The 12286-nt window shown below is 41.3% G+C and carries 10 protein-coding genes; 7 read left to right on the forward strand and 3 right to left on the reverse strand.

Features of this window, described 5'->3' with window-relative positions:
- Nucleotides 1-625: lectin ESA-2 (locus ACFFAP_RS23210; protein ID WP_375513435.1), on the reverse strand; the 625-nt coding region annotated here is incomplete at its 3' end.
- A gap of 602 nt (nt 626-1227) precedes the next feature.
- Here ACFFAP_RS23210 and ACFFAP_RS23215 point away from each other — a divergent pair.
- Nucleotides 1228-1659, forward strand: coding sequence for a DoxX family protein (locus tag ACFFAP_RS23215; RefSeq protein WP_375513436.1), 432 nt, complete (start codon nt 1228-1230; stop codon nt 1657-1659).
- A 22-nt stretch (nt 1660-1681) separates the two neighbouring features.
- Nucleotides 1682-2248, forward strand: coding sequence for a DUF2808 domain-containing protein (locus ACFFAP_RS23220; protein WP_375513437.1), 567 nt, complete (start codon nt 1682-1684; stop codon nt 2246-2248).
- A gap of 156 nt (nt 2249-2404) precedes the next feature.
- On the opposite strand, the gene ACFFAP_RS23225 is transcribed toward ACFFAP_RS23220, so the two are convergent.
- Nucleotides 2405-2983 (reverse strand): Uma2 family endonuclease, encoded by a 579-nt coding sequence (locus tag ACFFAP_RS23225; protein ID WP_375513438.1) that lies wholly within the window; start codon nt 2981-2983, stop codon nt 2405-2407.
- A 150-nt stretch (nt 2984-3133) separates the two neighbouring features.
- Between ACFFAP_RS23225 and ACFFAP_RS23230 the strand changes: the two genes are divergently transcribed.
- The 5 genes from ACFFAP_RS23230 (at nt 3134) to ACFFAP_RS23250 (ending at nt 8533) form a co-directional block, all read left to right on the forward strand.
- Nucleotides 3134-4150, forward strand: coding sequence for a DUF6745 domain-containing protein (locus tag ACFFAP_RS23230; protein WP_375513439.1), 1017 nt, complete (start codon nt 3134-3136; stop codon nt 4148-4150).
- Between the two features lie 5 nt (nt 4151-4155).
- Nucleotides 4156-4866, forward strand: coding sequence for a TIGR04283 family arsenosugar biosynthesis glycosyltransferase (locus ACFFAP_RS23235; RefSeq protein WP_375513440.1), 711 nt, complete (start codon nt 4156-4158; stop codon nt 4864-4866).
- A gap of 258 nt (nt 4867-5124) precedes the next feature.
- Nucleotides 5125-5871, forward strand: a complete 747-nt coding sequence (locus tag ACFFAP_RS23240; RefSeq protein WP_375513444.1) for a TVP38/TMEM64 family protein — start codon at nt 5125-5127, stop codon at nt 5869-5871.
- Between the two features lie 72 nt (nt 5872-5943).
- A complete protein-coding gene (locus tag ACFFAP_RS23245; RefSeq protein ID WP_375513441.1) occupies nt 5944-6729 on the forward strand; it encodes a TVP38/TMEM64 family protein in 786 nt (261 codons plus the stop codon).
- 253 nt (nt 6730-6982) lie between these two features.
- Nucleotides 6983-8533: a mercuric reductase gene (locus ACFFAP_RS23250; RefSeq protein WP_375513442.1), complete on the forward strand. Its 1551-nt coding sequence runs from the start codon at nt 6983-6985 to the stop codon at nt 8531-8533.
- Nucleotides 8534-8593: 60 nt separating this feature from the next.
- Here ACFFAP_RS23250 and ACFFAP_RS23255 read toward each other — a convergent pair whose 3' ends face one another.
- Nucleotides 8594-11632, reverse strand: a complete 3039-nt coding sequence (locus ACFFAP_RS23255; protein ID WP_375513443.1) for a PA14 domain-containing protein — start codon at nt 11630-11632, stop codon at nt 8594-8596.
- Nucleotides 11633-12286: the final 654 nt, after the last annotated feature.

Genomic DNA, 12286 nt, shown 5'->3' on the forward strand with positions numbered 1-12286 from the left:
TTTGGCTCGATCGGAAACCGATAGGCCCTTCACCAGCATAGGTCGTGGTTCCAGTTAGAGTCTTCCCACCATCACTAGATGTGACGTTGAGCGCTACTACATTCTGTCCCACACGACCGCCGATTAGCCAAGTCCCACCAGGATTCCACGGAGCAGATGAGCCTCCCCATTGGTTTTCCACATTATAGACACGGCCATCAACAGCAGCACTCTTAAAACCGATGGGGCCTTCACCAGAATATGTGATAGTTCCAGTCAGGGTTTTACCGCCGTCGCTGGATGTAATATCGATCGCAACAACATTTTGATTTCCTCGAGAGCCAAGTATCCAAGTCCCACCAGGATTCCACGGAGCAGATGAGCCTCCCCATTGGTTTTCCACATTATAGACACGGCCATCAACAGCAGCACTCTTAAAACCGATGGGGCCTTCACCAGCATAGGTCGTGGTTCCAGTAAGTGTCTTGCCGTTGTCACTAGATGAAACTTTGAGTTCGACAATGCGCTGATCTGCTCTAGCTCCAATTATCCATACTCCACCAGAATTCCACGGAGCAGAGGCACCACCCCACTGATTTTGTACATTGTATAGATTATTCGTATTAGTGGTTGTTGTAGTTGTCATTGTTTTCCTCCAAAGTTTTGATCGTTTAGTCAAAGTGAATCTATAGCAATCCAATTTGATTTCGGAAAAAATTACGCACAATTAACAATACCTTTGCCAATTTACGAGGCTTGACATAGAACAAACCTAAGATTTTAAATGCTTCTTTTTGCCATGTAACAAAAAATTCAGTCAAGAAAATTCTGTTCTGTATGGTTTTGTAGAAGTAGTTTTAACTGTCGTGTACGACTGAGTGCAGATTCTACGTTTTGCCTTATAGTCAAGCAAGCGCTTGTCTTAGACTATTTTGGCAAAAGTACTGTTAAGCAGCAAATATTATTGTTTTATGCTGCCGTAATTATACTAATACAAGAGTAGTTAAGATGGCAAGTATAGTTAAAAAATTTTTGATAAAAATGTTGTTTTGCTTTACTAACCGAGCCGTGACATAGTTAAGAAATCCTTTAGTACAGTGCGGTGCATCAGTTATACTTATACTTGCAATCGCTTTTGTAAATACTTTGGAAAATTTTGTCGATTTTTACTCCTATTGACTCAATGCAGATTAACATCCATCAGTCAAACTGAAGTAATAGGAGCAAGTATATAATCAAGCAAAAACCATGAATAAGGAAATATTACGTGTCATCCTTGCTATATCCATCATTGTGGTTGGAGTGACACACTTTGCTATTCCAGAACCTTATGTCAAAATTATGCCACCACAACTTCCTTACCCTTTAGGATTAGTTTATCTCAGTGGCTTTTATGAAATTTTGGGTGGTATTGGGTTATTAGTTCCGCCTGTAAGTCAAGCTGCTGCTTGGGGACTTATTGCTCTTTTTATTGCGGTTTTTCCTGCCAATATCAATATGGCGGTTAATCACATTCAGCTAGAACATATACCCAATTCACCTTGGGTACACGTAGTCAGGCTTCCCCTTCAAGCAGTTTTAATTGCTTGGGCTTGGTGGTACACGAAATCTTCTGATTGGGAAAAACAAGCTTCTATTATTCCCAAGTCACTTATTCCCAAAGAACTAGAATTGAAATGAGTGCGTTTTTTATATCTGAATTATGCGCGTTGCAACTTTGTTTGGGATAACACTCTCGTTAGCAATAAGTATTGGAGGAGTTGCCGTTCCGGTGACTCAAGGGGTGCAGCTTAGAGATGGCACTGTTTACTTTGTCCAACCGCCGAAACTTGTTAACGCGACGACTACTTATAAAGATGTGAATGTTTGGGGCGCAACTTATTATTTTACTATTAATGTGCCGGAAAATGCTGGAGAATCCCTTCAGAAGGTAACGATCGCACAGAAGGAGGGAGCAGAAAACATCGACTACAATCTTAATGATACCCGCGCATTTGTCGGAACTCGCGATCGCAAAGAATCTCGGCTAACACTAGGCGCAGTCATAAACGAACGCGAGACACAAACTGTTACTGTGAACTTTAATCCGCCTGTGACTCCGGGACAGACAATTACAATCGCCCTCCGCCCTGTGAGTAATCCCAGCTTTTCTGGTGTCTACTTATTGGGTGTGACAGCGTTCCCGGTAGGTGAGAAATCCCACGGACAATTTCTCGGCTTTGGACGGTTTCAGTTTTACAGCAATACAAATAGCTGGTGGTTTCCATAAAATACCACAAGTTTTTATGGGAATGACAACTTGTTGTAAAATTGTGAGCGCAAATACAGCAGAATACAGAATACAGAATTCAGGAGTAAAACACGCTTTATGCCTGAGTAACAGACAAATCGTTGTGTACCTCACTTTCCTTGAAATCTGCTGTATTTATCCCCAAATTATTTGCAAATTTAAAATAAATCCTGGTAAAACATCTTCTCCTGATAATTCTTGTGGAGATTCTAATATTTCTATTGGTTTACCAATCCGAGAGATTTCTACCTGACGCATTTTCGGATTAATTAACCAACCTAATTTAACTCCGTTATCGATATATTCCTGCATTTTCGCTTGCGTTTCTCGCAAACTATCGCTTGGTGACATTAACTCTAAAACAAAATCTGGTGCGATCGGCGGAAACTTTTCTTGTTCTTCGGGTGTGAGTGCATTCCATTTCTCTTTTCTTATCCAAGCTACATTAGGAGAACAGTTAGCACGATTGAGAAGTTTCAAGCAGGTGGAAGAATCAAAGCAAATTCCTAGTTTAGTTTGGCGATTCCAAATCACAAAATCTGCCGAAATTTCTGAGTTACGATTTCCAGTCTCTTTGCCTGTAGGTGGCATTATTAGTAGTTTCCCCTCTGCATTGCGTTCAAATTTGACTTCAGGGTTTTCCCGACAAAGTTGATAAAATTGGTTGTCGGTAAGTTGGATGATAGGGTTCAAGTTGACGGTGATAGCTGTCATGGGGATTATCTTGAAAATGACATCAACTATGCAAAAATCAGTTATTTGGGAAAAAGATGGAGTTGTTGAGCTAGTATAGTCGCTTTTTTCTACTAACCAAATCAAATAACCTGCTTTAATACAAAATAGCCACTGTATCGCATACCTGCTATGTCCGCCGACTATCTGACACCAGAACAACGTGCATTCATATCCCGATATCGAGAAAAATGGCAGCACATTGGGCTATCCACTGAACGCATCAACCAGCAACAGGCTACAGATGCAGTTCAAGCAATATATACTGCACTGGAACTTACAGAACCTGAAATAATTATCGTTGATAGCCCTAACGCTGCGTTCGAGTACATCTGGAATTTGCTCAAAGTTAATTCCCACACAATTCTGGGTGATGCCATAGATAGTTCCTATTGGAGCAGAATCTACAGGAATTTACAATCAGATTTGCTCTTGCGACTACCCGTTGATTTACAAACAAATTTACATTCGTTGTTTGAGAATGATCTGGCAGAAGAATATGACAATTTACTTCAAGACCAGCTAGAAATACAGTGGCGAGATGTTTTTGAACAACACTTTGGTAACCGGGTAAACGTAGCGAGCCATAGGCATCGCCACTTTATTAAAAATATATTCTCTTCCTGCCGAAAACCTGAAAGTTTAATTGCAGGATGTAGTTATTTTGATTTTTGTATTCATAGTTTAAATTATCACCAATTGAAAAACAAACTATTAATTTTAGAAGAGTTTGTTAAAAATTGCGGCTGGACTTTCTTTTTTAAGAATATTGCGATTATCTCCAACCATTCGACCACAATCAGTATTGATAGCAACAACCATATACATGGTGAAGATAAACCTGCTATAACCTTTGCAGATGGATATAGCCTGTATGCACATCACGGGAAAATAACGCTGGAACGCACGCGTCAACGAATCGATGATATCGGCTGGGTAAACTTATTAGAAAAAATGAACACAGTCGAAATTGACTCTTGGGAAGAATACAAGTTGTTACGTATCGTTAGAGAACGAATTAATGTCCAGCCTATGCAGTTCCTTAAAGCGACAAATCCCAATACGGGAGAGGTGCGCGTTTCTAAGGTGTCTATGCGGTTCGCGTCTGTTATTGAGGCAGTACGCTGGGTAAACCAACGCAGAACTTAGCAATCATGAGTCAGAATATTGCTGATGGCAAAATTTCTATTATTATTCCGGCTATTAATGAAGCCGGGAATATTAAAAAAGCCATTGCTACTACTCAAGGCAGTATAAATATAGAAATCATTGTTGTAGATGGTGGCTCTGATGATGATACTGTAGAAATAGCTCAGTCTTTAGGTGTCAAAATTATCTCATCGTCTCCGGGTCGTGCTGTGCAAATGAACGTCGGTGCTGTAACTGCTAACGGTGATATTCTGTTATTTCTCCATGCAGATAGCCGTTTACCGAGTGGGTTTGATGACATGATTCGCACAGCACTACAACATCCTGAGACTGTAGCTGGTGCGTTTAACTTGCGAATTGATGCATCGCTTTTAAGTTTACGATGGGTGGAGTTGGGTGTAAATTTGCGATCGCATTTTTACCAAATGCCCTATGGTGACCAAGCAATTTTTTTAACAAAGCAAGTATTTCAGCAAATTGGCGGTTTTCCTGAATTGCCCATCATGGAAGACTTTGAACTCATGCGTCGTTTAAAACGCACCGGACGCATTGTAATTATCCCCACACCAGTTGTTACTTCAGCCCGTAGATGGTTGCAAAAGGGAGTATTCAAAACTACCCTACTTAATCAAATAGTAATTATTGCTTATTTACTTGGCATTTCACCTGAGCGAATTTGTCGCTGGTATCGTCGAGAAAAATTTAAGAGAATTTAAGCTGTTTCTCATCTAGGTAATATATCTTAGAGGCATTGGATTTGAGGTGTAAGTTTCAAAGTTGAGCCTCAGAAGGTCAACATTGAGCCTCAGAAGGTCAACATTGAGCCTCAGAAGGTGAACATCGAGCCTCAGAAGGTCAACATTGAGCTTCCGAAGGTCAACATTGAGCTTCCGAAGGTCAACATCGAGCCTCAGAAGGTCAACATTGAACCTCAGAAGGTCAACATTGAGCTTCCGAAGGTGAAACTTATAAAAATGAAGAAGCGTTTATTAAATTCCAAACTCAAACTACTACTCTTAAGTTGCCTGATTGTGACTCTCATAATTGTCGCTAAACAATTTAACTTTCAGGGACTTTTACAAACCTCAGTCATTTGGGTTGAGAGTCTTGGTGTTTTAGGGCCTATCGCCTACATAGTCATTTACAACTTGGCGACATTGCTGTTTATACCGGGTTCCCTCCTAACGCTCGAAGGTGGTTTTCTATTTGGAGTATTTTGGGGATCAATATATGTACTAATTGCTGCAACAATCGGAGCAACCTTGGCTTTTCTCATTGGACGCTACCTTTCGCGGGATTGGGTTTCCCGACAAATGGAGAAACATCCTAAATTTAAAGCGATTGATTTGGCAGTTGCCAAAAAGGGATGGAAAATTGTCTTGTTGACTCGCCTATCTCCTGTCTTTCCCTTCAATTTCTTAAATTATGCTTTTGGAGTTACACAGGTTTCCCTCAAAGATTATATATTGGGTTCCTTCGGCATTATTCCCGGTACTGTGATGTACGTTTATATTGGTTCTCTAGCTGGTAATCTTGCCATGATTAACACGTCTCATCAACCAATTACTCCAGAAACTCAAGTCTGGCAATGGGTAATGCGAGTAGTTGGGTTGATTGCTACTGTTGCGGTGACTGTGTATATCACAAAAATTGCTCAGAAAGCGCTTGCTCAAAGTGTGGCAATAGAAAAAATAACCGATGATCAAACTCCAAATAATTAATATATGCAAAATTTCTCCACTCTCAGTTATTACTGTTAACTAAATTAAAAATTTATCTTCCCCGTGCAAGTTATGAACAAGCAATTTATCGTAAATCGATTTAATCCTGGAGACTTGCAGAAGTTTTTTAGATTGATTGTATTAATATTATTAGTTCTTAGCTTTGCTTTTTGGTTAAATACAGAGTTTGCCTTGGCACAAGAATCTGTAAATCCAAATTCTTTCAATCCCCAAGCCATTTTAAGGGATGCCTTGCAGGGGATTGATAGCCTCGGTACGGTGGGAGCGATGTCTACGACGGGCTACGCCTACGCTTTTATTGCTCTTTACATTATTGCTACCGTCGCTTTTTTCCCAGGTTCTATTCTCACCTTGGGAGCTGGGGTGATTTTTGGTACAGTTTGGGGTTCTTTATACGTGTTCATTGGTGCAACCCTTGGCGCTACTGCTGCTTTCCTTGTGGGACGTTATTTAGCAAGGGGCTGGGTTGCTCGTAAAATTGCAGAGAACAAAAAATTTGCCGCCATTGACCAAGCGGTTGGTAAAGAAGGATTAAAAATTGTCCTGTTAACGCGACTGTCCCCGATATTTCCTTTCAATTTGCTGAACTATGCTTTTGGGATCACGGGAGTTTCACTCCAAGATTACTTCATCGGCTCCGTGGGCATGATTCCCGGAACCATTATGTACGTTTATATTGGTTCACTTGTAGGTAATCTTGCCATGATTGGCACTGAAGCTCAACCTACCAACCCTACTTTACAATGGGCAATTCGGATTTTGGGTTTGATTGCCACAGTCACTGTGACAGTTTATGTCACCCGGATTGCACGCAAAGCTTTAGAAGAGGAATTGTAGGGTAGCACAGCTAGCTGTAGTCTATTCAACTGCAAATTACTATAAATTATCGATTGCTGAAACGTTTATACAGGAAAGCTTTAATAGTATCTGTCAATTCTCAAACGGACAAAACAATTCAAAGGCTGTATTCATTGTTAAACAAGCATAAAAAATAAAAGATTGAGCCGCCTAAATTTATCGGAATTCTTAATTTTGAATACCGCAAAGGCGTTAACTTGAGCATTTTTAATTCTCAAATGAGGTTCCACCAATGACCAATTCCGAATTCGAGATAGTTACAGTTCGCCCAATGGATGAGTATAACCAAAAGTTGGTGTCTCACGTTCATCCGCCAAATTGGGTTAATCCTCAACCCGCAGATGTTTACGATTTGGTAGTAATTGGGGCTGGTACGGCGGGATTAGTGGTGGCGGCGGGTGCGGCGGGACTGGATTTGGGTTTAAAAGTGGCGTTGATTGAAAAGCATCTCATGGGTGGAGATTGCTTAAATGTTGGTTGCGTACCATCTAAAACTATTATTCGGTCTGCTCGCGTTGTTGGCGAAATTTGGGATGCTAAAGACTTGGGAGTTAATATTCCCCAACATAATATTGATGTTGATTTTCCCAAAGTCATGGCAAGGATGCGGCGGGTAAGGGCTAGTATCAGCCATAACGACTCGGCGGAGCGCTTCTCATTCTTGGGTGTCGATGTCTTTTTCGGTAGCGGCCGATTTGCGAGTAAAAATACCGTGGAAGTTGGCGACAAAACTCTCCGATTTAAAAAAGCTGTAATTGCTACAGGCGCAAGAGCTGCACAATTGTCGATTCCGGGGATTGAAAAGGCGGGTTATCTAACCAATGAGACGGTTTTTTCTCTGATTCAACGACCGGAACGTTTAGCGGTGATTGGTGGCGGCCCCGTTGGTTGCGAATTGGCGCAGGTTTTCCGGCGCTTGGGTTCTGAGGTGGTACTTTTCCATAGCGGTTCTCATCTTCTGAATAAAGAAGATGCTGAGGCTGCTGAAATTCTCCAAAAGGTTTTGATTAGGGAAGGAATTCGCGTGGTGTTGAATTCCAAGTTAGAAGAAGTGGTAACAGTTACTCAGGGGAAACGGCTTTACTTTTCCTCCAATGGTCATCGAGATTCGGTAACAGTCGATGAAATTTTAGTCGGTGCGGGGCGATCGCCAAATGTAGAAGGTTTAAATTTAGAAGCAGGGGGGGTAAAATACGACAAGCAGCAAGGTGTGAAGGTAAATGATTATCTCCAGACGACGAATCCGAAAATTTATGCAGCTGGCGATATCTGCATGAACTGGAAGTTTACCCATGCTGCTGATGCTGCGGCGCGGATTGTGATTAAGAATACGTTATTTTCTCCCTTTGGCTTAGGACGCTCTAAACTCAGTAGTCTGGTGATGCCGTGGGTAACTTATACTGACCCAGAAATTGCCCATGTAGGGTTATACGAACACGAGGCGCAGAAATTGGGTATTGAGGTGATGACAATCAAGATACCTTTTAGTAGTGTAGACCGAGCGATCGCAGATGGTGAAGAATCAGGATTTCTCAAAATCCACCATAAAAAGGGGTCTGATGAAATTATCGGTGCAACTATTGTCGCTAGTCACGCAGGTGAGATGATATCAGTTGTAACTACGGCAATGGTGAATAAAATCGGTTTGAGTAAGTTAAGCAGTGTAATTCATCCTTATCCCACTCAAGCCGAAGCGATTAAAAAAGCTGCTGATGGTTATCGTCGAAGCCTCCTAACATCAAATACCAAAAAATTGTTGGGATTTTTAACAAAGTTATCTTGACCAAAATCAGTGAACAGTTGTCTGACTGTTCACTGATAACTGATAACTGATAATTGTTATCTAAACAGGTCGGAAGCGATCAATCTCACCCCCAGTCAAGTTTGCGTAGTACAGATTACCATCCTGTCCAGTGGTGATTTGTGCAGTTACCCCTAGATTAGGCCTGTCTGTCTGTGAAGCAAACCGCTTAACTGAGACAACTTTACCTTCACTATTCAATGTCAAAGCATCGATAGTTCCTTGACTGAAATCACCAACGAATAAAGCACCTTGATAGATTGAGGGGAAAGTATTGCCTGTGTAAAAGTCACCCATGACAATCGAATTGGAACCAGAATGCTTGTAAGTGTAAGCTGGTGCTGTAACAGTTTTGCCACTACTATAGAAGGCTTTTGTTGCATCTAGGTTAGAATAGTTTGGTTGTTTCAGGCTGACGATATTGTTATTTGCATCAAGGCCACCTTCATAGAACGGCCAGCCAAAGTTAGCTCCTGGTTTTCCGATATTTACCTCTTCGTAAAGATAGTAGCCAACATCACCAATTACGGGGGTATTGGTGTTTTTATCAATTGTGAAACGGAAGGGGTTACGCAAACCTAAGTTATAAACTTTGGAACTATTGCTATTAGGATCACCGTTATAAAAAGGATTACTTGATAAGCCTTGACCAGTAATCGCATCAATCCGCAGGATCTTGCCAGACAGATTATTGACATCCTGAACGCGAATTGCTCGCGGATCTATCCCGTTATAGGAAGTGCCATCTCCTAAGCTCACAAACAGAGAACCATCGGTGCCAAAGCGCACAGAACCAACTGAGTGAGATTCACTATCGTTGGCTATATAATTTTGGATATTTTGGACTTTACCCTGATTATTGAGATAATCCTGCAAGCTGGTAAAGGGTTTACCTGTATCTTTGTTGATAATTCCTGATGGTGCGTAGCCAAGTGAGACATTTGTGCTATTTCCATCTGGGTGGCTAATATTCTCCCAAGTGCCATTAGTACCCAGCAGCACAACTTCGCTGCCAGCAATAGCAGTCGTGTAATTAGTCTTGGGGTCAGCTTCTAGCCTAATTAGCCGTGCAGTCCGATTCCCATTCTGATCGGGATTGTCCAATGTACTATTGGGATTGTTCTTAGAATTGTTTGGATTGGTTTCTGGTGGATCGTAGGTATACAACAGGTAAACGTAGTTTTTGGGGTTTGTGGCTTTGCCAAAATCTGGATGTACGGCAATGCCTAACAGACCGCGATCGTGCGTATCATTAACTTCGCTAGAAATATCGATAAATGGTGTTGATAATAAAGTGCCGTTGTTCAAGACTCGCACTACCCCATTTTTCTGGGCAATGAACATGCGCTTACCATCAGATGTCCAATCAAAAGCTGTGGGTTGATTCAAACCAGAAGCTACCGTATCTATTGCAAAGTTACCACCGTCATCATCGATAATAGTGATAGTTGTTTGTTGAGTATTTAGCTGCACTCCAACTGCTTTACTAAACTTCAAAGTAAATGTTTCATTTACCTCCCCAACGGTGTCATTCTTAAGGGCGATAGAAATGGTCTTGCTGGCTTGTCCTGCTGCAAAGGCTAAGGTTCCAGATACAGCGTGGTAGTCAGATCCAGCTTTAGCAGTCCCATCCACGCTTATGTAGTCCAGGCTAGCAGCACCCGAAGTGTTACCCCGTGTAACTGTCACCGTAGCAGTACCGTCACCCTCATTAACTACTGGCTGAGTGAAATCGAGGCTAGAGCGATCGTTATCTTGAATCGTAATTCCGAGAGTTCTTTGAAGTCCTAGTGTTGCTCCGTTTGCCTGATCAATGACAAAACTAAAGGTTTCATCTGCTTCAGCTAAAGAATCGTCATTGATCGGAATTGATATCTGTCTGCTGCTTTGTCCTGGCGCAAAAATAAGTGTTCCAGCGCTTTCGGTGGCTTCACTTCCGTAGTCAACTCCTGCTGTGGCAGTACCAGTTATGGTTGCATACTTGATTGAAGATGTGCTGCTTAAATCACCAGTTCTCAACAACGTTATGCTTACACTATCAGCGCCTTCGTTGACAGTTGTGGAAGATGATCCTAATGTGATAGCGGTCTGAATATTTGGTGAATACAGTTGAGACTGAGGAATGATTTGTTTGGTCTGAGAGGAGCTTGACCAAAACAGTCGAGAAACGGCATCGTATTTATTTTCGTAGTACTCAAGTTTAATATCGTACTTCTGACCTGCAACCAGTGCGATCGCGCCACTGTATTCTGTGGCAGATTGATCGACAAACTTATTGATAATTTGCTGACCATTGACCCACAGTCGCACACCATCATCACTAGTGGTGTAGAAATTGTAAGTCTCGCTGTACTTGGCTTGCACCTGACCTGTCCAACGCACTGAGAAGGTCTCTGCACCGATGGATGGATCTGGAGAACTACGACCCCAGTTAAAGTTGACTGTCGGATCTGTGCGAGTTTGCTTTAGGTTGGTGAAGTCGATGTTGTCGTAGTACTCTGCTTTGAGTCCGTTGCCATTACCAGGTGTGTTGACTTTACTATACAGTTGGGACTGAGGAATGATTTGTTTGGTCTGAGAGGAGCTTGACCAAAACAGTCGAGAAACGGCATCGTATTTATTTTCGTAGTACTCAAGTTTAATATCGTACTTCTGACCTGCAACCAGTGCGATCGCGCCACTGTATTCTGTGGCAGATTGATCGACAAACTTATTGATAATTTGCTGACCATTGACCCACAGTCGCACACCATCATCACTAGTGGTGTAGAAATTGTAAGTCTCGCTGTACTTGGCTTGCACCTGACCTGTCCAACGCACTGAGAAGGTCTCTGCACCGATGGATGGATCTGGAGAACTACGACCCCAGTTAAAGTTGACTGTCGGATCTGTGCGAGTTTGCTTCAAGTTGGTGAAGTCCATGTTGTCGTAGTACTCTGCTTTGAGTCCATCTCCTTGAGATAGCACGCTGGCGCTAGCGGAAATACTGGGTTGTGCCTGATCAATGCTTTGTAGAGATGATTGAGCATTAATTATTGGACTTGGAGATGTTGACAACTGTTGATTTTTTGATTCAGTCATTGAGATATATGCCTTACAATAGTGCTAAAAATAATTCCAAAATTAATGTTCCAGAATTAGATTTCATATTGAATTTTTTCCAAAAACTGCGTAACAATTTTCTTTGCCAACATATTAATAAGCAAACAACAATTAGCTGACTAACATATTTGTTAATGCTGGTATCTTTTTACTTAATTACTAATAATTCTTAATCTCCTATTTGGCTGATTTCCTTTACTAATATCTATGCTATTATTTGTAGCAGCCTGAAAATAAAACACTAGAAAGTGATATACCTTGCTTTATCTTCTCTAAAAGCAGTGATATATAAAAATGTGTATGACCAAAAATACTAGAGATTAGTTCAAGGGCGTATTATTCCTTATAAATCTTTGTTTTCTTTCGAGAAATTTTTGAGCTTTGATGGAAGTAAACTAAGTTTGGTGAATTTAATCAGAAATTATAAATCACCTCTTTTGAGAGCTTCTAATCTCACTGATGTGCAGGTGCATGAAGTTGAGGTGAAGCAACCCCAATCGGGGCAGGTATATACTTAAATAATTAAATTAATATGTTTACATATAACAATCCGATTTGATTCCTGAATTACTCGTAAAGACTGGGGACTGGGAAGAAGGAATAAAGGTGTACTGAGTTTTTTTCACGCAATCA

This window comes from uncultured Nostoc sp. (assembly GCF_964245575.1).
Taxonomy (GTDB): Bacteria; Cyanobacteriota; Cyanobacteriia; order Cyanobacteriales; family Nostocaceae; genus Nostoc.

Bases quoted from the DNA above. Each gene is read 5' to 3' on its own strand.
- ACFFAP_RS23215 (WP_375513436.1), top strand. From the start codon at position 1,228: ATGAATAAGGAAATATTACGTGTCATCCTTGCTATATCCATCATTGTG.
- ACFFAP_RS23220 (WP_375513437.1), top strand. From the start codon at position 1,682: ATGCGCGTTGCAACTTTGTTTGGGATAACACTCTCGTTAGCAATAAGT.
- ACFFAP_RS23225 (WP_375513438.1), bottom strand. From the start codon at position 2,983: ATGACAGCTATCACCGTCAACTTGAACCCTATCATCCAACTTACCGAC.
- ACFFAP_RS23230 (WP_375513439.1), top strand. From the start codon at position 3,134: ATGTCCGCCGACTATCTGACACCAGAACAACGTGCATTCATATCCCGA.
- ACFFAP_RS23235 (WP_375513440.1), top strand. From the start codon at position 4,156: ATGAGTCAGAATATTGCTGATGGCAAAATTTCTATTATTATTCCGGCT.
- ACFFAP_RS23240 (WP_375513444.1), top strand. From the start codon at position 5,125: ATGAAGAAGCGTTTATTAAATTCCAAACTCAAACTACTACTCTTAAGT.
- ACFFAP_RS23245 (WP_375513441.1), top strand. From the start codon at position 5,944: ATGAACAAGCAATTTATCGTAAATCGATTTAATCCTGGAGACTTGCAG.
- ACFFAP_RS23250 (WP_375513442.1), top strand. From the start codon at position 6,983: ATGACCAATTCCGAATTCGAGATAGTTACAGTTCGCCCAATGGATGAG.
- ACFFAP_RS23255 (WP_375513443.1), bottom strand. From the start codon at position 11,632: ATGACTGAATCAAAAAATCAACAGTTGTCAACATCTCCAAGTCCAATA.